The 21,634-nt window shown below is 34.0% G+C and carries 24 protein-coding genes and 1 tRNA gene; 18 read left to right on the top strand and 7 right to left on the bottom strand.

The genetic code is table 11. From position 1 onward, the window contains the following. Positions 1 to 4: 4 nt before the first annotated feature. Genes HL41_RS03890 through HL41_RS03880 form a run of 3 tightly spaced genes read left to right on the top strand, consistent with a single transcriptional unit; the run spans position 5 to position 2,080 of the window. Complete coding sequence (locus HL41_RS03890; RefSeq protein WP_038060881.1) at positions 5 to 871, top strand: HDOD domain-containing protein; 867 nt, start codon at positions 5 to 7, stop codon at positions 869 to 871. A 5-nt stretch (positions 872 to 876) separates the two neighbouring features. Next, a complete protein-coding gene (locus HL41_RS03885; RefSeq protein ID WP_051754485.1) occupies positions 877 to 1,806 on the top strand; it encodes a GGDEF domain-containing protein in 930 nt (309 codons plus the stop codon). 25 nt (positions 1,807 to 1,831) lie between these two features. Further along, the gene (locus tag HL41_RS03880; protein ID WP_038060879.1) at positions 1,832 to 2,080 is read left to right on the top strand and encodes a hypothetical protein; all 249 of its coding nucleotides are present in this window, start codon (positions 1,832 to 1,834) and stop codon (positions 2,078 to 2,080) included. On the opposite strand, the gene HL41_RS03875 is transcribed toward HL41_RS03880, so the two are convergent. From HL41_RS03875 to HL41_RS09025, 4 genes are read right to left on the bottom strand one after another with little or no spacing between them, the layout of a single operon-like run. Further along, a complete protein-coding gene (locus tag HL41_RS03875) occupies positions 2,077 to 2,334 on the bottom strand; it encodes a hypothetical protein (protein WP_038060876.1) in 258 nt (85 codons plus the stop codon). The two genes, HL41_RS03880 and HL41_RS03875, sit on opposite strands and share 4 nt — an antisense overlap. After that, complete coding sequence (gene fliS / locus HL41_RS03870) at positions 2,304 to 2,705, bottom strand: flagellar export chaperone FliS (RefSeq protein ID WP_235181316.1); 402 nt, start codon at positions 2,703 to 2,705, stop codon at positions 2,304 to 2,306. Before fliS ends, HL41_RS03875 begins: the two co-directional genes overlap by 31 nt. A 22-nt stretch (positions 2,706 to 2,727) precedes the next feature. Further along, positions 2,728 to 4,026, bottom strand: coding sequence for a flagellar filament capping protein FliD (fliD, locus tag HL41_RS03865; protein ID WP_038060873.1), 1,299 nt, complete (start codon positions 4,024 to 4,026; stop codon positions 2,728 to 2,730). 3 nt (positions 4,027 to 4,029) lie between these two features. Further along, positions 4,030 to 4,464, bottom strand: a complete 435-nt coding sequence (locus HL41_RS09025; protein WP_051754484.1) for a flagellar protein FlaG — start codon at positions 4,462 to 4,464, stop codon at positions 4,030 to 4,032. Positions 4,465 to 4,652: 188 nt separating this feature from the next. Between HL41_RS09025 and HL41_RS03855 the strand changes: the two genes are divergently transcribed. The 7 genes from HL41_RS03855 (at position 4,653) to HL41_RS03825 (ending at position 12,935) form a co-directional block, all read left to right on the top strand. Next, a tRNA-Arg gene (locus HL41_RS03855) sits at positions 4,653 to 4,726 on the top strand. Between the two features lie 141 nt (positions 4,727 to 4,867). Next, positions 4,868 to 6,037: an Mrp/NBP35 family ATP-binding protein gene (locus tag HL41_RS03850; RefSeq protein WP_038060870.1), complete on the top strand. Its 1,170-nt coding sequence runs from the start codon at positions 4,868 to 4,870 to the stop codon at positions 6,035 to 6,037. 2 nt (positions 6,038 to 6,039) lie between these two features. Next, the gene (locus tag HL41_RS03845) at positions 6,040 to 6,501 is read left to right on the top strand and encodes a hypothetical protein (protein ID WP_038060867.1); all 462 of its coding nucleotides are present in this window, start codon (positions 6,040 to 6,042) and stop codon (positions 6,499 to 6,501) included. After that, positions 6,470 to 8,011: a nif-specific transcriptional activator NifA gene (gene nifA / locus HL41_RS03840; RefSeq protein ID WP_038060864.1), complete on the top strand. Its 1,542-nt coding sequence runs from the start codon at positions 6,470 to 6,472 to the stop codon at positions 8,009 to 8,011. The genes HL41_RS03845 and nifA overlap by 32 nt, the downstream gene beginning before the upstream one ends. A 158-nt stretch (positions 8,012 to 8,169) precedes the next feature. Then, positions 8,170 to 9,750: an FMN-binding glutamate synthase family protein gene (locus HL41_RS03835; protein WP_038060861.1), complete on the top strand. Its 1,581-nt coding sequence runs from the start codon at positions 8,170 to 8,172 to the stop codon at positions 9,748 to 9,750. 154 nt (positions 9,751 to 9,904) lie between these two features. Further along, a complete protein-coding gene (locus tag HL41_RS03830; RefSeq protein WP_038060858.1) occupies positions 9,905 to 11,239 on the top strand; it encodes a glutamine synthetase family protein in 1,335 nt (444 codons plus the stop codon). Between the two features lie 16 nt (positions 11,240 to 11,255). Further along, positions 11,256 to 12,935, top strand: coding sequence for an NAD+ synthase (locus tag HL41_RS03825; protein ID WP_038060856.1), 1,680 nt, complete (start codon positions 11,256 to 11,258; stop codon positions 12,933 to 12,935). A 146-nt stretch (positions 12,936 to 13,081) separates the two neighbouring features. Here HL41_RS03825 and HL41_RS09480 read toward each other — a convergent pair whose 3' ends face one another. From HL41_RS09480 to HL41_RS09475, 3 genes are all read right to left on the bottom strand, one after another. Further along, positions 13,082 to 13,249, bottom strand: coding sequence for a hypothetical protein (locus HL41_RS09480; RefSeq protein ID WP_156095576.1), 168 nt, complete (start codon positions 13,247 to 13,249; stop codon positions 13,082 to 13,084). A 1-nt stretch (position 13,250) separates the two neighbouring features. Then, positions 13,251 to 13,481, bottom strand: coding sequence for a hypothetical protein (locus HL41_RS03820; RefSeq protein ID WP_038060854.1), 231 nt, complete (start codon positions 13,479 to 13,481; stop codon positions 13,251 to 13,253). 108 nt (positions 13,482 to 13,589) lie between these two features. Continuing rightward, positions 13,590 to 13,754: a hypothetical protein gene (locus tag HL41_RS09475; RefSeq protein ID WP_156095575.1), complete on the bottom strand. Its 165-nt coding sequence runs from the start codon at positions 13,752 to 13,754 to the stop codon at positions 13,590 to 13,592. Positions 13,755 to 13,963: 209 nt separating this feature from the next. On the opposite strand from HL41_RS09475, the gene HL41_RS09625 reads away from it, so the two are divergent. From HL41_RS09625 to HL41_RS03780, 8 genes are all read left to right on the top strand, one after another. After that, positions 13,964 to 14,545, top strand: a complete 582-nt coding sequence (locus HL41_RS09625; protein ID WP_051754483.1) for a helix-turn-helix transcriptional regulator — start codon at positions 13,964 to 13,966, stop codon at positions 14,543 to 14,545. A gap of 195 nt (positions 14,546 to 14,740) precedes the next feature. Then, the gene (locus tag HL41_RS09015; RefSeq protein ID WP_051754482.1) at positions 14,741 to 15,316 is read left to right on the top strand and encodes a hypothetical protein; all 576 of its coding nucleotides are present in this window, start codon (positions 14,741 to 14,743) and stop codon (positions 15,314 to 15,316) included. 63 nt (positions 15,317 to 15,379) lie between these two features. Beyond that, positions 15,380 to 15,898: a hypothetical protein gene (locus HL41_RS03805; protein WP_038060852.1), complete on the top strand. Its 519-nt coding sequence runs from the start codon at positions 15,380 to 15,382 to the stop codon at positions 15,896 to 15,898. Positions 15,899 to 15,943: 45 nt separating this feature from the next. Beyond that, complete coding sequence (locus HL41_RS03800; RefSeq protein WP_144241964.1) at positions 15,944 to 16,327, top strand: hypothetical protein; 384 nt, start codon at positions 15,944 to 15,946, stop codon at positions 16,325 to 16,327. Continuing rightward, a complete protein-coding gene (locus HL41_RS03795; RefSeq protein ID WP_038060848.1) occupies positions 16,328 to 16,714 on the top strand; it encodes a CsgE family curli-type amyloid fiber assembly protein in 387 nt (128 codons plus the stop codon). A gap of 16 nt (positions 16,715 to 16,730) precedes the next feature. Then, complete coding sequence (locus HL41_RS03790; protein ID WP_038060845.1) at positions 16,731 to 17,162, top strand: curli production assembly/transport component CsgF; 432 nt, start codon at positions 16,731 to 16,733, stop codon at positions 17,160 to 17,162. A 22-nt stretch (positions 17,163 to 17,184) separates the two neighbouring features. After that, entirely contained in the window at positions 17,185 to 18,078 is an 894-nt protein-coding gene (locus HL41_RS03785) for a CsgG/HfaB family protein (RefSeq protein ID WP_038060842.1), read from the top strand. A 198-nt stretch (positions 18,079 to 18,276) separates the two neighbouring features. Next, entirely contained in the window at positions 18,277 to 21,594 is a 3,318-nt protein-coding gene (locus HL41_RS03780; protein WP_038060839.1) for a protein NO VEIN domain-containing protein, read from the top strand. Positions 21,595 to 21,634: the final 40 nt, after the last annotated feature.

Below are 21,634 nucleotides of genomic sequence, written 5' to 3'. Positions count from 1 at the left end.
TTTCATGGATCCCTATGAAAAAAGAAAAGAAGTAAGAAGAAAGCTTCGTAAACTGGAAGGATTACCTACTTTACCTCCTATAGTGCAAAGACTAAATGCCATGGTAGAGGACGAAAGGGTTTCTATAGGACAAATAGCAGAGTTGATAGAAAAAGACCAGGTAATAACCTCTAAAATCTTGAGGCTTGCTAACTCAGCTTTCTATGGTTTCCCACGGAGAGTAAGTACTGTTCAAAATGCCCTGATGTTACTCGGTATCAACGTAATAAAGATTTTGATTACCACCTCTTCTATTTTTGAGATTTTACATAAAGAAGATGTAGGATTGTGGGAACATTCCGTTGGGGTGGCTGCCTGTGCTAAAATTCTTGCAGAAAAAGTAGAATTAAAGGAACCTCAAGAAATAGCTACAGCTGGGCTTTTACATGACCTGGGAAGGGTGATAGAAAAGGTAGCCTTTCCGCAGGAATACACTCAGATAGTCGAGCTTATAGAAAAGGAAAAAAAAGAACCTTTAAAAGCAGAAGAGGAGGTTTTAGGAATAAACCATGCTGAAATTGGAGCTTTTTTGATGAGACAATGGAATTTGCCTGAAAGATTGATAGAGGCAGTAGAAGCTCATCATAATCTTTCTAAGGCTAAAGAATTTAAAAAAGAGGCGGCGGTAGTCCATCTTGCTGACGTTTTAATTCATGCAAGAGGTTATGGTGAAAGCCTTTACAAGAAAGTACCTCCTCTTGATGAAAAGGCTTTTAAAATTCTAAAGCTTGATTTTTCTTTTATTAAAGAGTTGTTTTTTAAACTTGAGCCTAAACTTTATGAGCTTAAATTTTTTACTGAAGAACTTAAAAAAGAAACAGAAGTCACGTAAGTTTAATGCCTAAGACCATCTATTTGTTTTTGAAAAAAGATAAAGTTTTTAAAAAATGGAAAGAACAGCTTTTTTCTGAGCTTAAAGATAAATATCTTCTTAAGTTTTTTTATTCTTCCAAGAGTTTGTTAGAAAGTTTTTTGTTTAGACCACCAGATATGATTCTTTTTAACTACGAAAAGGACCCTTTAGCCTTTGAACAAATAATAAGTCTTAAGAAAAATTTTAACCTCACCGGTATTCCTGTTATACTAGTGGTTAATGAGTTAGACTTTGATTTTTTGATAAATAAAGCTGAGGTGGTAGACGATTTTGTAATCATTCACGAGGACTTAAAAGAAGTTATCCTTAGAATAGAATATGCTTTTAAACGAATAGAGAGGATCTCTGACACCAATCCTCTCACCGGGCTTCCTGGGAATACTTCTATTTCTAAATATTTAGAAAAGATTCTTAAAGAAAAACAAAAGGTAGCTATAGGTTATGTAGATTTAGACAATTTCAAGGTATATAACGATGTGTATGGTTTTTCAAGAGGGGATGAGCTTATCAAAAATTTAGCAAGGATTTTAGCCACAACCTTAAATGAAAAGGTAGGCCAAGGATATTTTCTGGGGCACATAGGAGGAGATGATTTTGTTTTTGTGGTTCCTATCGAAAAAGGAGAAGAAGTTGCAAAAGAAATCATCAAAAAATTTGAAGCAACCCTTCCTATATTTTTAAAAGAAGAAGATTTAAAAAGAGGATATTTTATAACCAAAGACAGACAAGGACACTTAGGACAAATTCCTTTGCCTTCGGTTTCTATAGCTTTAGTACCGATTTATCCTAATAAGTTTAAACACTTAGGTGAGATTTCACAGAGAGCGGCTGAAGTAAAAGCCTTGGTAAAGAAGATGCCAGGAAGTAACTATTTTATAGACAGGAGAAAATAAAAAATTTTATAAAAGGGGAGATCTAATGGGAATAGTTTATGACGAGGTCTGGTTTACTACTTCTCGGGAGATAAAAGTTTGCGAAGAGAATATCAAGAGTTTGACAAAAAAGCTTGAAGCTTTAGAAAAAGAGTTAAATGTTAAAGTTTCTGAGTTAGAGGAGCTACAGATTAAAGATAACCCTAAACTTAGGAAGTTATGGCAAACCTATAAAGCTTTAGAGTCAGAAAAACAAAGGTTAGCAGGGCTAAAAGCCTTTATGGAAAAAAGTTAAAACCTTGTATAGGCCTTCTTTAGGTTAAGGAATTTTTTAGACTCTATAAGCTCTGCCTGTTTTTCTTTAAGTAATTTTTCTAAAAATTCTACCAAATTTAAAACAGATTTTAACTCTTCTTGTTTTATGTTTTTTACGTATTTTTCAAAGTTTTGGTCAATTTCTTCATAAATTGTTAAAGCTTTATCTAAATCTTGATTTTTTATAGCAAGTTCTATTTCAATCAGTCTTTCTTTGAGTTTTGAGATTGACATTTAATTTCTTCCCAGGCTTTCTTAAGTTTTTCTAAAACCTCTATACTGTCTGTGATTTTTTTAGCGTCGTTCTGAGTGTTTGCTACAATCAACTCGTCTAAAAGGGTTTGGTATATCTCATTTAGATTTTTGGCAATATCTCCGCCTTTTTCAAGGTTAAGAGAACCTTGTAGATAGGCTATGATATCGGTAGCCTTACCTAAGTTTTCTGCCTTCTTTTTTATATCTTCAGGGTTATTCAGTCCAGACTCTATCACATTTTTAGAAATCTTTAGACAAGAGATGGCTTTACTATAAAGCATGATTACTAAGTCTAAAGGATCGGCATTTTTTACCTGATTTTCTAGGTAGTTGTAAACCATCTTAACCATAAATCCTCCTAATTATTAGAGTTTATTTTGATTCAGACAAAGGTGTGGCAAAACTTTGTAGTTTAGCTTTTAGTTGATCATTTCTATACAATAGTGCTTCTATTTTACTAAAAGCTAGCCTTAACCTGCTTTCTTCTTTAGCTATAGCTTCCTGTAAAGAAGAAATTTTTTTATCTATAAGTTCTATTTGAAGATTTTGTCTGTTTTGGAAGATATTAAAAGCAGAGTTAAGATTGGTTAAAGTTTTAGAGAAGTTATTTTTAAATTCGTAAATCGCTTGCTTTACTTGATCAGGGTTTTTTTCTAATAGGCTGTTTAGGGTTGAGGTGTTTATAGAAAAATTGCCTTCATCATTTACATTGATAATTCCTAATTTTATAAGTGGTTTAAAGTTGTTTAAAAATTGTGTTTTTACTTGGGTAAGCATGGCATTACCTTGAAAAAGTTGCCCTTTGTCGGTGTTAGATTTAATCAAGCTAAGTACAGAGTTTAAGTTGTCTAAAACCTTAGACAATTCAGATGAAACTTGTGAATAATCATCTTTTATAGTTATAGAAGTACTACCTGTTTTTTTTACATTTACGGTTAAACCAGGTAGGAGATTATTTACGGTTGCCCCAGGACTTTCTATGGTATTTGTGCCTATTTGAATCTTAGTATTTTTAGCTTCTTGTAAGGTGGTAAGTCCACCTAATACAGCAGGGAAGTTTCCCTCTATCTGGATGACTGTATCTTGGTCTTGGGTTTCTTTGGTAGAGGCCTCTGCGTTTTTTTCAGCAAGCATGAGTTTATAAGAAGTACCGTCATAAAACACTGAAGCTGTAACTTTGTCTTGGGATTGATTTATGGTGTCTACTAGATTTTGAAGGTTTCCACCACCGAAGTTAATGGTAAATGTTTGGTAATCTGTGTTAGAAGTATAGTATTTTAAATTAAAAGTGGTTGCTTTTATAGAACTGGATAAGCTTTCTACCCCTTGGGTGGAAATTCTTGTTTCTGGTTGGGAAAGTTGTGAAACGGTAAGATTTAAAGAAACGTTTGGGGTATCCTTGGTAGCTGAAGCTGAAAGGATTGAACTATCACCTACCACAACACTTTTATTTTTAAACAAATTTTCTACGTTTAAGCTGTCTATTGAAGACTGAGCACTCTTTATGGCTCCGAGTAAATTGGCTATAGCAGTATTTTTAATTTGAAGAGTAGCTTTATCCTGTTGAAGTTTATTAAGGGTTTTTAATTTAGGTTGCAATATACCTTGAACCATCGAATCTACGTCAAGCAGTCCTGTTACGTTGTTTAAGTATAAAGGAGTGTCAGCCATGTTTTACACCTCTTTTTGTAGTAATAAACCTTTTAATTTTTCTAATTTTATATTATCAGAAAGATTTATTTCTCGAAAGTATTTAAGAAGTTTTAAGGTTTCTTCCCATGGAATTTGACGTAAAACTTCCTTGGTTTCTTTGTCTAAAATTTTAAAAATAGGTAAGTTTAACTCTTGGTCTATCTCTACTTTTAATTCTTTGCTTAACGGGTCTAAGCGTTTGTTCAAGGCTTCAATGAGTTTGTTAAAATTCTTCAACGTTTCTTTGAGTTGCTTTTGGTTCATAGTTAAGGATTCTTGGGTAGAACTACCTTTAGAAGGAAAGGTCGAATCATAGGATTTTTTAGGGGAAGAGGTTTGGTCTCGAGGTTTTATGGTAACCTCTTGCGAGGATAAGAAAAAATCAAAGGATTGGCTATCTATCTTTTTTATGTTCATAGACACGCTCCCTTACTTTCTTTCTTAAAAATATTATCGGATAAATTGAAAAAAACTTAAGACCTAAAATTAAAAAATTTTTATAAATTTTCAGGCTGGATAAAAGGATAGAAATTTTATAAAATGCTCTCTTGCAAAAATTTGTTTAAAGGCTATTATTATTTAAATTAATAAACAGCTTCAGTTTTGCCCCCGTAGCTCAGGAGGATAGAGCACGAGATTCCTAATCTCGGTGTCGCAGGTTCGAGTCCTGCCGGGGGCGTTCTTGGTAATTTTAGAATTCATAGTAAACACTTTCATTTTCTAATTTGACAAAACACGAGTTAAGATTAAAATAAAACGGCGGGATAAAATATAAAAATATTATTATTGTTTAATAAGATTTTTCTAAAAGGGGGATTTTATGGTTGGAAAAGAGAAAGGGTTTTTGATGGATCAGCAAGACAAGAAAGTAAGAGAACAATTAGCTAAAATAAAACATAAAATTATGGTAATGTCTGGGAAAGGGGGGGTAGGTAAAAGCACCGTTTCAGTTAATATAGCTGTCGGATTATCCTTACAAGATTTTATGGTAGGGCTTTTAGACGTAGACCTTCATGGCCCAAGTATCCCTAAAATGTTAGGTGCGAGAGATCTGAGAATTTCTAGAAAACCAGACGGAAGGATGGGGCCTATCAAATATTCTCCTAATTTAAAGTTTCTTTCTATTGAACCTCTTTTACCTTCCGAAGATACAGCTATTATCTGGAGAGGTCCTATCAAACATTCGGCGATCAAACAGTTTATAGGAGATATAGATTGGGGAGAACTTGATTATTTAGTGATAGACGCTCCCCCAGGTACCGGGGACGAGCCGTTAACTGTTGCAAAAACGATTCCAGATGCTTATGCTTTAATCGTGACTACTCCTCAGGAGGTTTCGTTGATAGATGTTAAGAAGTCTATAAGGTTCTGTCAGAAAATAAAGATGAGGATTCTAGGGATAGTAGAAAACATGAGTGGGTTTATTTGCCCACATTGTGGAAAACCTATCGACCTTTTTAAAAGAGGAGGGGGACAAAAATTAGCAGATGAGTTTGGACTAAGGTTTTTAGGTCGGATACCTGTTGACCCAAGGGTGGTTGACACCGGAGATACAGGGAGACCTATTATTGCTGCTTATCCAGAAAGTGTTACTGCTAAAGCCTTTGAAGAACTGGTTAGAAATATTATAGCTGCTACTGAAGAGATGAAAGAAGATGTGTTAGAAGAAAGATTTATGAGGATTGCTGTGCCGGTGACTACACCGCCTAACAAGATAGAGCCTTCTCTGGAAAATTTCGACATGTTTTTAGTTTATGACATAGAAAACAATAAAATCTTGGTCAAAGATTTAGTAAAGAAGCCTCAAAATCAAGACCTTTTTTCATTTCTGACAGAACAGGTGGCTACCCACATCTTACTTTATGCCCCACCTAAGGAGCTTGCCGACGACTTAGTCAAACAAGGAATAAGAGTTTTGGTGGCTGAAAACTCAGAAGAAAACCCTGACAGTTTGATAGAAGAATACATTAATCAAAAAAGCATGCATTAAAAGTGGAAGTTTTTTATTTTACTTACACCGGATTTTCAGAAGTTGTAGCAAGGGAAATTTCTTCTTTTTTAGGGGCAAAACCTAAAAAAATAGAAACTTATAGATGGCCGTATTTTTTTTGGCTTTTTTTGTCTTTTATTCCATATTTTCCTGTTAAAAGCTGGTTTGAACCACCTCAAGAAGAAAAGATATTAGTTTGTTTTCCTAAATGGACCTTTAACTGTCCTCCTGTAACATATTTTTTAAGAAAAATAAGGTGTAAGCACCTGTTTTTGTTGGTTTGTTATAAAGGATGGGGAGAAGACCATTATAGAAAAATTTACAGGTCTTTAGGGTTAACAATTGCAGAAAACGTAGAAATTTTTTTTATAAACCAGAAAACTTGGCAAAAAGATTTGTCTAAAATTATAGAGATATTCAGGGGAGATGATTATGCCTCATCAAGAGGTATTAGACCAGCTTGAAAGAAAAAATAAGGAACTATTAGCTTTACTTGAGATCAGTAAAATTTTAAGTTCTTCTTTTAATATGCATCACAATCTTTATCAAAGCTTGAAAGTTCTTTCAGACATTTTGGACATGCAACGAGCAACCATTACCCTTTATGATAGTGAAACTAATACTTTACATATTTCCGTAGCTTATGGACTTACTCCAGAGCAAATGAAAAAAGGGATTTATAAAAAAGGTGAAGGGATAGTGGGGAAGGTTTTTGATACAGGAGAACCTATAGTAGTACCTAACATCGGAAAGGAGCCAATGTTTTTAAATAAAACCGGAGCAAGGTTAACCAAAGAAAATATTTCTTTTTTATGTGTCCCTCTCAAAATAGAGGGAGAGGTGTTGGGTGTTCTTTCAGTAGATAGAATATTTAGCGAAGAAATAGACCTTAAAGAGGATATTAGATTTTTAAACATAGTAGCTACCCTCTTTTCACAATATTTAAAGCTTTATCAAATGTTTAGAAAAGAAAAAGAAGAAAAAGAGAAACTATCTTTAGAGCTTAAGGGAAAATATCAATTTAGGAATCTTATCGGTATTTCTGACAAGATGCAGCAGGTCTTTAAGTTTGCTATTAAAGCTGCTAAGTGTAAGGCTAATATCTTACTGATAGGAGAAAGTGGAACAGGGAAAGAACTATTAGCTAAAGCTATTCATTTTGAAAGTGATCGGGCTAATGGACCATTTGTAGCTATTAATTGTGCTGCTATCCCTGAAACCCTTCTTGAAGCGGAACTTTTTGGTTATAAAAAAGGAGCCTTTACCGGTGCTCTTATCTCAAAACCAGGTAAATTTGAGCTTGCTAATGGTGGAACTATCTTTTTAGATGAAATAGGAGATTTGCCTTTATCTTTACAGGCCAAAATTTTAAGGGTTATTCAAGAAAAGACTTTCGAAAGGATAGGAGATACTAAGTCAATAAAGGTTGATGTAAGGATTATAGCTGCGACCAACAGAGATTTAGAAAAAATGGTAAGAGAAGGGACTTTTAGAGAGGACCTTTATTTTAGATTAAATGTAATACCTATTTATTTACCTCCTTTAAGAGAAAGAAGAGAAGACATTCCTCTTTTAGTAGACCATTTTCTTAAAAAATTTAATCAAGAGTATAACAAGAACGTGCAAATTTCGTCGGAGATAATGGAAAAGTTTATGGCTTACCATTGGCCTGGAAACGTAAGGGAGCTTGAAAATACGTTGGAGAGGTTGGTAGTTTTGGCAGAAAAAGATTTTATTACTTTAGAAGACATTCCTTTTTATATAAGACAAGCTTTTTTAGAAGAGCAAATAAAAAAAGAAAGAGATTTTAAAGAAAAACTTTTACCTGCTCATATAGAGCTTATAGAAAAGAAGGCTATAGAAGAGGCACTTAAAGCATGTAGATATAATCAGACAAAAGCTGCTAAGATGTTAGGGCTTACTAAAAGACAAATAAGTTATAGGATTAAAAAATACGGCATACTCACAAAATAGTTATTTTCATCTTTTGGTTCTAAATATACAATTTTGTTCTTTTGGAACAATTTTGTCATCATTTTCCTTAAAAATTTTTCACTATTTTTGGATGTTGATTAATGGCATACTTCTTGCAATAAAAAAGTAAAATAAATTTTGTGGAGGGAGGGGGAATTATGAGCGTTTATCCAGGTCAACCTAATGCTAGTTCTGCTACAGGTACCCGTAATAGGGTTTCTGACCCGGCACCATACTCTGGTATTTGTTCTGTTTGTTTAGACGGATGTCCGGGCTTTTGTGAAGTAGGCAAGTCCTCTTTTAGAGGAAGAGAGATTCTCTATCCTCAACCTTTTGGAAAAGTTACTGCAGGTGCTACCAAAAAATATCCTGTAGATTACTCTCATCTTAACATTCAAGGTACTTGTGTGGGGGCTGTTGGTATTGAGCCAGACCCGGATAAAGCTACGTTTCCTGCGGTTAATACAGAAAGAGAAATAGGTAGAAATTACAAAATCAAACTTCGTATTCCTATTTTTACCGGAGCTTTAGGTTCTACTGATATAGCTAAAAACAACTGGAATGAATTAGCCATCGGTGCTGCTATTTCTGGTATTATGGTAGTCATTGGAGAAAACGTGGTAGGTATGGACCCAGATGCCGAGTTTAAAAACGGCAAGGTTATCAAATCCCCAGAGCTTGAAAGAAGGGTTAAGGCTTTCAAAGATTGGTATGAAGGTTATGGAGAGGTTATTTTACAACAGAACATAGAGGATTCGAGACTTGGTTCTGCTGAGTATGCCATAGAAAAGTTAGGGGTTAACTGCATTGAAATAAAGTGGGGACAGGGAGCTAAAGACATCGGAGGAGAGGTTAAGCTAAAAACCTTGGAAAGAGCTTTAGAGCTTAAGAAAAGAGGTTATATCGTTGTTCCTGACCCAGAAGATCCTGTTATTCAGGAAGCGTTTAAAAAAGGTGAAATAAAAGAATTTGAAAGACATTCAAGGCTCGGTATGGTAGATTATGATGATTTTATGAAAACTGTAGAATATTACAGAAAGGTTGGTGCTAAGTTTATTTCTTTAAAAACAGGTGCCTATAGGGTTACTGACCTTGCCAGGGCTTTAAGATTTGCTTCTGATGCTGGGATTGACCTTGTGACCATAGACGGAGCTGGTGGTGGTACCGGTATGAGCCCATGGAGGATGATGAACGAATGGGGTATTCCTACTATTTACTTACAGTCTATAGCTTACAACTTTGCTAAAGAACTTGCAGCCAGAGGAAAATATGTGCCTGATTTAGCGATAGCAGGTGGTTTCTCTTTAGAAGATCATATTTTTAAAGCCTTGGCTCTTGGAGCTCCTTTCTTTAAAGCAGTTTGTATGGGAAGGGCTTTAATGATCCCAGCCTTTGTGGGTAAAAACATCGCCAACTGGTATAAAGAAGGAAAACTTCCTCCTGAAATTAAAAAGTATGGTGAGTCCTTAGAACAGATTTTTATCAACACAGAGGTGCTTAAAAACAAATATGGAAAAGATTTTGAAAAAATACCTTGGGGCGCTGTAGCCATGTATACTTTCGTAGAAAGGCTTACCATCGGATTGAAACAGCTTATGGCTGGAGCGAGAAAATTCTCTATCGAATATCTTGACAGAAACGATTTGGTAGCCCTTACCAAAGAAGCTGCCGAGGTTACTGGTATTCCCTATGTGATGGAAGCAGATATGGAAAAAGCTTATGAAATTCTTTTAGGATAGGTTGAAAGATCATCGATCTTTTTGGAGTATTAAATTTTTAAAAGGGAGGTAGACAAATTTTTTTGTCTACCTCCCTTTTTTGTTAAAGGTTTACTTTTTTTTATTTTGCGGTTTAATTATTAAAAATTATTAATCTTTAAGGAGGCTCTTGAAGATGTTATTCGATAAACCCAGGGATAAAAAGGATGTTCAAGAGCTTATTAAACAACACAACGTTAAGTTTGTTAGTCTATGGTTTACAGACATTTTAGGTCAGCTAAAAAGTTTTACGGTTGCAGTAGAAGAGTTAGAAGCAGCCTTTGAAGAGGGTATGGGGTTTGATGGTTCTTCCATTCATGGTTTTGCAAGGATTGATGAATCAGACATGATAGCTATACCTGACCCTTCAACTTTTGCCCTTTTACCTTGGACTTCTCCTGAGAAAACCACTGCCAGAATGTTTTGTGATATTTATGAGCCAGGTGGTACTCCATATAAAGGTGACCCAAGATATATATTAAAATTGAACCTTGAAAAAGCCGCCAAACTTGGTTACACCTTTTACATTGGTCCTGAGCTTGAGTTTTTTTATTTCAAGTCAGATAAATATCCTGAGCCTTTAGATGAGGCAGGTTATTTTGACTATTCTTTAGATGCTGCTGAAAACATTAGAAGAGATACTATTCTTACTTTAGAAAAGATGGGTATAAAGGTTGAATATTCCCATCATGAAGTAGCTCCTTCTCAACATGAAATCGATTTAAGATATGCAGAAGCCTTGACGATGGCAGACATAGTTATGACCTATAGGGTAGTGGTTAAGGAAATAGCTAAAAGATATGGTGTCTATGCAACCTTTATGCCCAAACCTCTTTTCGGAAAATGTGGAAGTGGAATGCATACTCATCAATCTCTTTTTGTAGGTGATAAAAATGCCTTTTTTGATCCTAAAGATCCTTTTTATTTGTCTGATGTGGCCAAACATTATACCGCAGGTCTTTTAAAACATATAAAAGAGATAACCTTAGTGCTTAACCAGTGGGTAAATTCTTATAAAAGGCTTGTGCCTGGTTATGAGGCACCTGTTTACATCTGTTGGGCAAGAAGAAATCGGTCCGCACTTATAAGGATACCACTTTACAAACCAGGGAAGGAAAAAGCCACCAGGATTGAGCTTAGGTCTCCTGACCCTGCCTGTAATCCTTATCTGGCATTCGCTTGTATGTTAAATGCAGGTCTAAAAGGAATTAAAGAAAAATATGAATTACCTCCACCAGTAGAGGTTGATGTATATCACTTAGACCCGGAGGAAAGAGCGGCTTTAGGAATAGATAATCTGCCAGGAAGTTTAATAGAAGCTATAGAATATGCTGAAAAAAGTGAGCTTCTTAGGGAGACCTTGGGAGAACATACTTTTTATAATCTTATAGAAAGCAAAAAGAAGGAATGGGATGAATATAGAATACAGGTGTTTCCTTATGAGTTAGAGAAGTATTTACCTATCCTTTAGAGAGGGAAGAACTCTAATGGATAAACTAAACATAGCGTTGATTCAAATAAACCCAACTTTAGGAAATTTTGATTACAACCTAAACAAAGTTTTAGAAGTTTGGAGGCAAGTTGACGGGCATTCTCACATAGTAATTTTTCCAGAATTTGCCCTTTCTGGTTTTTTCCCAGCAGACCTTTTTTTCGAAACAGATTTTTTAGTAAACTTAAAACAAACCATACAAAGGTTGGTAAAAGCTTCAGAAAACTTCAATTCCACCATTATTATAGGTACTCCTTACTTTGACCGAGGACTGTTTAACAGTGCTTTAATAGTAAAAAAAGGGACCATATTAGCAGGATATCATAAACGCTGTTTAGATGAGGCCTTTAATGAAGGAAGGTATTTTCAGCCAGGGGTTAAACCCCTGGTCATAAACTTTAATACATTTAAGATAGGAGTTAGCATAGGTTGGGATTGCTGGAAAGAAAACGGATGGTTTCATTTTTACAACCAAATGGATGTGGACCTCTTGATAAACTTAGGGGCTTTTCCTTATTATCAAGGCTCTTTTAAAGAAAGAGAAAAGGTATGTCAAGTTTTAGCTCAGAGATTTAACGCCTATGTAGCTTGTGTAAATCTAATAGGTGGACAAGAACGTTGGGTTTTTGACGGAAGAAGTTTTGTAGTAGACCCTTACGAAGAAACAGTAACCCTTCTTTCTGGATTTGAAGAAGATTTTTGCATTTTATCAATAGATTATGACACAATCTTGAGAAAAAAACTGTCTAATGTTCAACTAAAAAAAGAAGAACCTTGTGAGTATTGCTTTTTTGATGAGGTTTTTCTGGAAGACAGAAGAAGGCTCTTGAGTTTTAAAGGAAAAATAGAGGCTAAGTTTTCTGAAGAAGAGGAAGTTTATAAAGCTTTAGTTTTAGCTTTGAGAGATTATGTAGAAAAAAGTGGTTTCAAAAAGGTTGTTTTAGGACTTTCTGGAGGGATTGATTCTTCTCTAGTAGCTTGTATAGCCGTTGATGCCTTAGGTCAAGATAGAGTGGTTGGAGTTTTTATGCCTTCCCCCTTTACCTCTAAAGAAAGTAAAGAAGACGCTATGCAATTGGCTCAGAATTTAGGCATAGAGTTTTTAGAGTATCCTATAGATGAGGTTTTTGAAATTTTTAGAAAAACTTTTGGTTATCCTGAGTTTGACGTGGCAGACGAAAATCTTCAAGCTCGTTTGCGAGCTAATATTTTATTTTATCTTTCTAACAAAAGAGGATATTTAGTTCTTTGTACCTCAAACAAAAGCGAGGCAGCGGTTGGATATGGGACCCTTTATGGAGATATAGCCGGAGGGTTTGCTCCGATAGTAGACGTTTATAAGACTATGGTTTACAGGCTTGCTAAATACAGAAACAGTTTGAAACCTGACATTCCAGAAAGGGTTTTGTTAAAAGTCCCTTCTGCGGAACTACGTCCAGGCCAAACTGACTATGAAGTTTTACCAACTTATGAAATCCTTGATCAAATTTTAGAGCTCTATCTTGAAAAAAAAGCTTCCGTTAACTCTATCATAGAAAAAGGTTTTGAAAAATCAGTGGTAGAAAAGGTTTTATCCATGGTTAAAAAGGCAGAGTTTAAACGGAAACAAGCTCCTTTTGGTCCTAAGGTTACCAAAACTTCTATGGTTGCAGACAGAATTTATCCAGTGTTTTAAGTTTTTCTCAAAACTTCTGATTTTTATGCCCCTTTCTTTGAGGTTTAAATTTCCCGACAGGAACTTATAATCATTTATAATTCCCTCATCCTCTACCTGTTCTTTTAATATTACCCATCGGGTTAAAAAATTTTCTAATATAGTGTTTATTTAATTGTGTCTACCAATTTTGGGTAAGAAGACTCCCTCCTAAAATTAGATATCGCTTCTTTAAATCCAGGTAAACTCCTACCCCTGTATCTCTCGTTCATCTCCAACAATACCAAATATACCACCTTACAAACTGAATCCACTCCTGAAAATACCTCTATCACCTTAGCCCTCTTTTTTCATCAAATAATTTATCACCGAAGAACTGTAATACTCAGAATCAAGCGATACATGTACTATCCTCTTTACCTCAGGCAAAACCTCAAAAGCCGCTTCTATCGCCCTTAAATGCCCATCATGTCTATTCCTATCCTTAAATTCATGATAAACTATCAATGGTATCTCTTTAAAGGCCGTAATAATAGGTCTATATCCACGAAACCCCTTGTAAGTCATCTTGGCTGTCTGCTTTTCTGCTTGTATAATCGTAGGGTCAGACCATGTAGATCTTCTACATAACGGCCTCCACCGATAAGGATAAGAAGGATAGGTTGAATATATTGTTTAGGCGTTGTACCCTCTGTTTGAACCAGGTAGAGGCATATGTTGGTCTATTAAGGTTTTTATTACATAGTTTTTCAGGAAGGCATCAACGAGATCAAGACCTGAACAAGGGGTGATAGGTTCGTTAGTTTTTAGGATTTTGAAGTTAAGAGAGTTTTGCGGCATTACAAAATCTTCTTAGGTTTAGGAATTTTTCACCTGATGGGTGATATTATAAATCGTTTAGAGCAATTGGAAAATGGGGGAGATATGAATGAATATAAATTCCTATCGGTAAATTAGGGTTCCCTAAGTTTGTTGTTTTTTAATTTATTTATGATAAGTTTTAAAATAGATATATTTTGAGGTTTAGACATAATTTAAGGATCTAAGTTTTGATAGAAGTACTGCTTAATTTCAAAAACAACCTTGTTACTCAAGCTTTTTACAATCTTTTAAAAAATTTAGAAGATTTCATTCCTTGCATAGCTGAGGAAAAAATTTGTAAAGATCCAGAAATTATTTTAACTGATTTTTTTAGTTTAAATTCAGAAATTTTATCAAATTATCCAAAAGCTAAAGTTGTTCTTGTAGATACAGGAATAAAGCCTAATCTTTTACTAAGAGCTATGGTTCAACATAAATTATCAGGAATAATAGCCCTTTATACGGATCTTGAGCTTTTTAAAAAAGCTTTAAAAGTTATAAAAAAGGGAGAAATATGGATTGATAATAAATACTTAAAACAATTAGTTAATAATCTCGAAAACTTAAAAGAGAAAAGACTTCCTCTTACTCCTAAGGAAAAAGAAATAATTTCTTTAGTTTGTAAAGGACTTTCTAATAAACAAATAGCAGACAAATTAAACATAAGTGAACAAACTGTAAAAGCTCATCTAAATAGAATTTTCCGAAAACTTAATGTACAAAGCAGAACTCAGTTAGTCAGTATTTTCCTTGAAATTAACCATTTTTAATTAAAGTTTTACTACTAAAGTTTTAATTTTTTTATAACTAATTTTTAAAGTCTAAATTTTTTTTAACTTTGAACTTTTTGTCAATTTGTTTTTAATTTTTCAAATCCATAATTTTAATTATAAAGAAATTAAAAAAGCAGCAGAAAGCAAAAGTCTGGCATAGAGGGGTTAAAATTAAAAAAGGAGGTGTCACAAATGAGTATTAAAAAGGTATTAATTGCAGGGCTTTTTAGTTTAGCATTAGTAACACCAGCAATGGCATCAGGTTGGAATAATTGCTGGGGTGGTAATTGTGGTGGTGGAAATTCTCAACCTAATTGTGGAGGAAATGGCTATACAGGATGCACTGAAGCCATCATTGAGCAAATAGGTAGTGGGAATACTGCTTCTGTTACTCAAGATAATAACAATAACAACTACGCTGAAATCAAGCAGAATGGTTTTTCAAATGTTGCAAATATTCAGCAATTAGGTTGGTCTAATCATAACGAAGCTGTTATTAAGCAAAACGGAGGCTATAACACTGCTGATATTACTCAACATTGGTTTGCAGATCATAATGATGCTTTTATTACTCAAAATGGATTCGGAAATGAAGCAACCATAGATCAATACTCTGATCATAATTACGCAAACATCGTACAAGGTATAGGCTATTCCGTAGGAAATACTGCTACCATAACTCAGGGTATGACTAACGGATACGGATACTATACTGCAAACATTACTCAGTATGGTTCGTATAATACAGCAACCATAACTCAGAAGTAAAATTTGAATTTTCCCCTCTGTGCCAGGTAAAATTTTAAAAAAGTTTCTCAAAAGGAGTTAAAAATGGTTGCTAAAAAGTTATTAAGTAGTTTCTTATGGTTGATTTTCTTTATATTTCTTTTGCCTAAGATTTCTTTTTCTGATTCTAATTCAGCCTATATTGAACAAGTAGGAATTGAAAATTCAGCCTACATTGAACAGAGGGGACTTAAAAACTTTGCAGAAATAAACCAAAATGGAATGTTAAACGATGCTAAAATTGAACAGATTGGTTTTTTTAATTTTGCCTCTTCTTACCAAAGTGATTTTAAGAACCGCTCTATTCTTATTCAAACAGGTTCAAACAATTATTTCTCCAATTATCAAACAGGAAATAATAATTATTCCTCAGTGGTTGAAAATGGTATAGGAAACAGTATAAAAGAGCTTCAGTTAGGTAGCTACAACTCTATTTATTTAAACATTTTTGGAAATTTAAATAACATTTTTGCTTTACAAAGCGGTTCAAATTTAAGCTATTCATTAACTCACTATGGAAATGGAGGAAACATTAACATCATTCAATATAACAAATTTAAGTAAAAACTGAGGAGTAAAAACTGAGGAGATAAAATGTATAAATTTTTTATGATTTCTCTTTTTCTCTTAATTTTCCCTCTTTTCTCTTTTGCTATAAGAAAACTTTATACTATTGATTTAACAGATGAGCTTTGCAAAATATGGATTGAAATCAAAGAAGAAAAAGATTTTGTTTCTATTAAAACCTGCGGACGAAATGAGGGAAAAGGAAAAGTTTTCTATGAAGTTTTTGTTGAAATAACAAAGAGCGGAAAATCTGGAAAAAGTAGTTCAAAACAGTTTAATAACATATTTCTTAACCCAGGTGAAGAGAAATGCTTTTCTCAAAGCAAACTTAATCTTTTCTCAAAAGATAAATATAACATTGTTGCAACGCTTTATAAAAACGGAAATTTAATAAAAGAGAAGGGGTTCCAAAAGGATGGTTTTTAAATGAAAAAAAGAATTTTTTTTATCATAGTTTTTCTTTCGCTGCTTTTATCAAATGTTTCAGCTCAAAAAGAAGAAATTACAGGTTTAATTTTTGATCATACTAAATCTAAAATAGGTAGAACTTTTTATGATGAGTTTGTCAAAAACTGGAGTCCTCCCTCAGGATTAGATATCTTTAACATAACCATAGAAGAGTGGGTAGATCCTAAATTTGGAAGTGTAATAACTATAAAAATTGATGACACCATTCTTTATCAAAATTTGGTTCAACCAAGAGAAGAAGATATAGAGTTAAAGGTAAAAGAAGCTTTGGAAGTAGTTACAAGATTTCTTTTAAATTTAGAAAAATACAAGAAACAATTAGAAATGGAATCGAAAATTTTATAAAGATAAGGGGGAAAGAATGAAAAGTAAGAATTTATTTTTAATTTTAACAGTTTTATTTTTATATCCATCTTTATGTTTTTCTAGTGAGCTTGTTTTTGAATTTACCAATCCATCTTTTGGAGGAAACCCTCTTTATGGGTCTTTTTATCTTGAGCAAGCAAAAATGCAAAACAAGTTTAAAGAGGATTATGACTTTGAAAGCCCAAGCTTATTAAAAGAGTTTGAAAATGTTCTTCAATCACAAATCATTTACAATTTAGCTTCTCGTATAGTCGCACAGGCTTTTGGGGAAGATGAAGGAGGTTCTCAGATACAGCCTGGAACTTATCTCATGGGTAAGTTTGAAATTACTGTAAGTTATGTTACAGGTGGAATTCAACTTACAGTAACAGACCTTAGCACAGGACAAACAACTCAACTTGTAGTTCCGCAGTTTACAGGTCCATAAATGAATAAAAGGGGGATACAACATGAATTTTTTTAAAAAAGGTCTAAAATTTATATTTGTTGCAATTTTAATTGTAGCTTTAACAAGTTGTGCAGGGAGTTTACCCAAAACTCTTTCTCAAGAAGCTGTAAGTGGACCTGAATACATTACTTCTATCCATGAAGATTTAATTTCACTACCTAAACCTAAACAAAAAGTCCCTGTAGCAGTTTATAAATTTCGTGATCAAACAGGACAATATAAACCACCTACCGGATCTACTAACTTTTCAACAGCTGTCACTCAGGGAGCAACTTCAATTTTAATTAAAGCTCTGGAAGATAGCGGATGGTTTTTACCTGTAGAAAGAGAAGGGTTAGCAAACCTTCTTCAAGAAAGAAGAATTATTCTTCAAATGAGAGATATTTACTTAAACGATAATGAGAAAAAAACTATCGAACCTCTCCCGCCCCTTCTTTATGCAGGAGTTCTTTTTGAGGGAGGAATAATCGGATATGACACAAACATCACCAGCGGAGGAATCGGAGCTAAGTATTTTGGTTTAGGTGGTGCTGTGGAATATAGAGTAGACCGTGTTACTATTTACTTAAGGGCAGTTTCTGTTAAAACTGGGACTGTTTTAAAAACTGTTCAGGCAACTAAGGTGATTCTATCAAAAGAGATAACAGCTGGGATTTTTAGATATGTAAGGTTGAACCGTCTTTTAGAGGCTGAAGCAGGAATTGCAGCCAATGAGCCGGTAGAAATGGCTGTTCAGGAGGCGATAGAAAAAGCTGTTTATGATATGATAATTGAGGGATATAAAATTGGATTATGGGAACCTGAAAATCAAGAAGAATTTAAAAAGAGATTAGAAAAATATCATGCACAACTTCAGAAAATTAAAGAAAGAACAAATGAAAATGTATTAGAATAAATTTTAGCCTTTTATATCTCTCTCAAGTATTTTAGATATTTTTTCGCTTAAAAACATTCCCCTAAAAACTGGTCCCATTCTTGGAAGTCTAAAGACATGGCACTATCAGCAAATTAGGGGGAGTAAAAAAGATTGAAATATTTTATATTTTTTGATAAAATTGAATTAAAAAAACTATAAAAATTTAAAAATAACCAAATGAAATCGATTCAAATTGACAGTATTATCAGAGGTCCGTTCTGGCAGGAAGATTTAAGGGTAAAGTCATTCATACCATTCAACGAAAATTACTTTAAACTTGAAGCTATTGGAGTTAAAACAAGACAATACTATGATCCAATTCTTTCATGCGAAGATTTGGAAAAAATTCAGGTTGTCAAGGAAGAATCTTTTTCATTTTCAGCTGATGGTGAAAGAGTATTTCTTTGCCTTGAATCAATTAGAATAAGAAATGCCTTTCAATTTGACCCACTATATGCAATAAATGTTTCTAAGATTGATCCACTTCCCCATCAAATAGATGCTATATATCACTATATATTAAAAAATCCTCGTATTAGATTTTTGCTTGCAGATGACCCAGGAGCTGGAAAAACGATAATGGCAGGTCTTCTTATCAAAGAACTTAAATATCGTGGTTTAGTGGAGCGAATTCTCATTGTTGTTCCAGGACATCTTAAAGACCAGTGGCTTAGAGAAATGAAAGAAAGGTTTCACGAAAATTTTACAGTTGTAAACAGAGGCACCATGAATTCAGAGTGGGGCAGAAATATATTTCTTGAAAGAAACCAGGTAATAATATCTATGGATTTTGCAAAACAGGAAGATGTAATGTTTGCTCTTAAAGATTCAAGATGGGACCTGTGTATTGTAGATGAAGCCCATAAAATGTCTGCCTACAAATATGGAGAAAAAATAAGCAAAACTCAAAGATACCATTTTGGAGAGCTTATTTCCTCCATTACAAACTATTTACTGTTTCTTACGGCAACTCCACATAGAGGAGATCCAGAAAACTTTCGACTACTTCTTGACCTTTTAGAACCAGGATTTTTTGCCACCACAGAGATGCTTGCAGAATCTATTGAAAATAAGGATAATCCTCTATTTTTAAGAAGACTCAAAGAAGATTTAAAAGATTTCAACGGTGCTCCACTTTTTCCACCAAGAAAAGTAGAAACTATTAAATATTATCTTTCAGATGATGAAAAGGTGCTCTACAATGCTGTAACAGAATATGTTGAAAAATACTTTAATAAAGCAATTGAAAAAGAAAAACGCAATGTTGCCTTTGCTCTTACAATTCTTCAGCGCCGTCTTGCATCAAGTGTAAGAGCTGTTAGAAAATCTCTTGAAAGAAGACATAAAAGACTAAAAGAACTATATGAAAAAGGTCTGCTTATATCCGAAGCAGATTATGATGAGACCTCTATAGAAGATTTAGAGGAAAGAGAGAGATGGAAAGAAGAAGAGGAACTTCTTGAAAAACTCACCTCTTCTGAGACCTTAGAAGAATTAAAGCAGGAGATTGATAAACTTGAAGAATTAGTACAACTTGCAAAAAACGTAGAAAAAAAGGAAATTGAAACCAAACTTAATGAACTTAAAAAAGTCATTGATGCAGAAAAAATTCAGGACTCAAAAATAAAACTTCTCATATTTACAGAATCCAAAGACACTCTGGAATATCTCGTGGAAAAATTAAGGTCATGGGGTTACTCTGTTACATTCATTCATGGTGGGATGAATCTTGATGCAAGAATCAAAGCAGAGGCTGATTTTAGAAATGAGACACAGATAATGGTTTCAACTGAGGCAGGTGGAGAAGGTATAAATCTTCAATTTTGCTGGTTAATGGTAAACTACGATATTCCGTGGAATCCTAACCGTTTAGAACAGAGAATGGGAAGAATTCATCGCTATGGACAGCAACATGAAGTTCACATATACAATCTTGTAGCAGTTGATACAAGAGAAGGTAGAATACTTGCAAGACTTTTTGAAAAACTCTCCCAGATAAAAGAACATCTTGGTTCAGACAGGGTATTTGATGTAATCGGTGAGATTCTGGTTGGGAAAAATCTTAAAGATCTTATTCTTGATGCAATTGCCAATCGCAGAACAATGGAAGATATTCTAAAAGATCTGGAGCTAATTCCAGATAATGAAGCCATTGAAAGAGTAAAGCAAACAACCTTAGAGGCTCTTGCAACCAGACACATAGACCTTACAAAAATTTTAGGTGAACAAAGAATAGCAAAGGAAAACAGACTTGTTCCTGAGTATGTGGAGGAGTTTTTCAAAAGAGCTGCCAAGCTTCTCAATATAAGGATGGAAAAAGGAAGAGATGGCCTCTGGCGAATTACCAGTGTGCCCTTTGAGGTTCGGAATCAACCTCATAGTTTTAAGGTAAAATTTGGAGAAATCTATAAAGAGTATTCAAAAATCTCTTTTGACAAAGAACAGGCATTTAGATCTCAGGCTGAATTTGTTGCAATGGGACATCCTCTATTAGAAGGGGTTATTGAGACAATTCTTAATCATTACTCTAAAGATCTTGCACGTGGAGCCACCTTTATGGATCCAGAAGGAAAAAAACAGGGCTATATCTGGTTCTTGGAGTCAGAAATAAGAGATGGAAGAAATGAAATTGCAGGGAAGAGACTTTTTGCAGTTTATCAGAATAATGATGGTAAACTTTCATTCATTAATCCTGCTGTTATATGGGATTTAAAACCTCTCAATGAAAACTCTATGCAAATATCAACAGAAAATCCAGATGAAAATGCAGTTAAATATTTTGTTATAGGACAGGGACTTGAAAATTACAAAAAAGAGCTTTTAGAAAGACGCCAGAAAGAAGCTGAAGTAAAGAGAAAATATGGAATTCGTTCACTTGAGTCAATGATTTTTGAATCAGAGACCAAAATCGCTGAGTATGAAACGAGAAAACTAAAAGGGGAAAACATCCCTGATGTTATAATTCAAAATGAGATTAGAAAAAAGGAAGATTTACAACGTAAAAAAGAGCGATTAGAAAAAGAAATTGAAGCAGATATCCATTTACATTTTACAGAGCCAAAAATATTGGGTGTCATAAGAGTTGTTCCTCAAAAATTAGAGGCAGACATGGTTAGTGATGAAGAAATTGAAAAGATTGGTATGGATGTGGTAATGGAATTTGAGCGAAAAAATGGAAGAATTCCTGAAGATGTATCTTCACAGAATTTAGGCTATGATATTCGTTCTTATGATGAAAAAGGAAATTATCGCTACATTGAAGTAAAAGCAAGGGCAAAGGAAGGTGCAATAGCCCTTACGCCAAATGAATGGCTTATGGCACAAAGGCTTAAAGATGAATACTGGATTTATATTGTTACAGATGCAGCTTCTAATCCCAGGCTCTATCTTATTCAGAATCCTGCTGAAAAAATTGAACCACAACCATTGGTTGATATTGTCAGATATTTAGTAAAAGATTGGAAGAAAAGTGCCAGTGAGGTATTGAATGAATAAAAAATTTTTTTAAGAAAGGACTTAACCACGATGAATAAGA

The sequence above is a fragment of the Thermodesulfobacterium commune DSM 2178 genome (assembly GCF_000734015.1).
Classification (GTDB): Bacteria; Desulfobacterota; Thermodesulfobacteria; order Thermodesulfobacteriales; family Thermodesulfobacteriaceae; genus Thermodesulfobacterium; species Thermodesulfobacterium commune.
Note: the sequence above shows the minus strand (reverse complement) of the source record. Positions and strands in the feature narration are given on the sequence as shown.

Coding starts and splice junctions, on each gene's coding strand:
- HL41_RS03890 (WP_038060881.1), top strand. CDS start 5: ATGGATCCCTATGAAAAAAGAAAAGAAGTAAGAAGAAAGCTTCGTAAA.
- HL41_RS03885 (WP_051754485.1), top strand. CDS start 877: ATGCCTAAGACCATCTATTTGTTTTTGAAAAAAGATAAAGTTTTTAAA.
- HL41_RS03880 (WP_038060879.1), top strand. CDS start 1,832: ATGGGAATAGTTTATGACGAGGTCTGGTTTACTACTTCTCGGGAGATA.
- HL41_RS03875 (WP_038060876.1), bottom strand. CDS start 2,334: ATGTCAATCTCAAAACTCAAAGAAAGACTGATTGAAATAGAACTTGCT.
- fliS (WP_235181316.1), bottom strand. CDS start 2,705: ATGGTTAAGATGGTTTACAACTACCTAGAAAATCAGGTAAAAAATGCC.
- fliD (WP_038060873.1), bottom strand. CDS start 4,026: ATGGCTGACACTCCTTTATACTTAAACAACGTAACAGGACTGCTTGAC.
- HL41_RS09025 (WP_051754484.1), bottom strand. CDS start 4,464: ATGAACATAAAAAAGATAGATAGCCAATCCTTTGATTTTTTCTTATCC.
- HL41_RS03850 (WP_038060870.1), top strand. CDS start 4,868: ATGGTTGGAAAAGAGAAAGGGTTTTTGATGGATCAGCAAGACAAGAAA.
- nifA (WP_038060864.1), top strand. CDS start 6,470: ATGCCTCATCAAGAGGTATTAGACCAGCTTGAAAGAAAAAATAAGGAA.
- HL41_RS03835 (WP_038060861.1), top strand. CDS start 8,170: ATGAGCGTTTATCCAGGTCAACCTAATGCTAGTTCTGCTACAGGTACC.
- HL41_RS03830 (WP_038060858.1), top strand. CDS start 9,905: ATGTTATTCGATAAACCCAGGGATAAAAAGGATGTTCAAGAGCTTATT.
- HL41_RS03825 (WP_038060856.1), top strand. CDS start 11,256: ATGGATAAACTAAACATAGCGTTGATTCAAATAAACCCAACTTTAGGA.
- HL41_RS03820 (WP_038060854.1), bottom strand. CDS start 13,481: ATGACTTACAAGGGGTTTCGTGGATATAGACCTATTATTACGGCCTTT.
- HL41_RS09475 (WP_156095575.1), bottom strand. CDS start 13,754: ATGCCGCAAAACTCTCTTAACTTCAAAATCCTAAAAACTAACGAACCT.
- HL41_RS09015 (WP_051754482.1), top strand. CDS start 14,741: ATGAGTATTAAAAAGGTATTAATTGCAGGGCTTTTTAGTTTAGCATTA.
- HL41_RS03805 (WP_038060852.1), top strand. CDS start 15,380: ATGGTTGCTAAAAAGTTATTAAGTAGTTTCTTATGGTTGATTTTCTTT.
- HL41_RS03800 (WP_144241964.1), top strand. CDS start 15,944: ATGATTTCTCTTTTTCTCTTAATTTTCCCTCTTTTCTCTTTTGCTATA.
- HL41_RS03795 (WP_038060848.1), top strand. CDS start 16,328: ATGAAAAAAAGAATTTTTTTTATCATAGTTTTTCTTTCGCTGCTTTTA.
- HL41_RS03790 (WP_038060845.1), top strand. CDS start 16,731: ATGAAAAGTAAGAATTTATTTTTAATTTTAACAGTTTTATTTTTATAT.
- HL41_RS03785 (WP_038060842.1), top strand. CDS start 17,185: ATGAATTTTTTTAAAAAAGGTCTAAAATTTATATTTGTTGCAATTTTA.
- HL41_RS03780 (WP_038060839.1), top strand. CDS start 18,277: ATGAAATCGATTCAAATTGACAGTATTATCAGAGGTCCGTTCTGGCAG.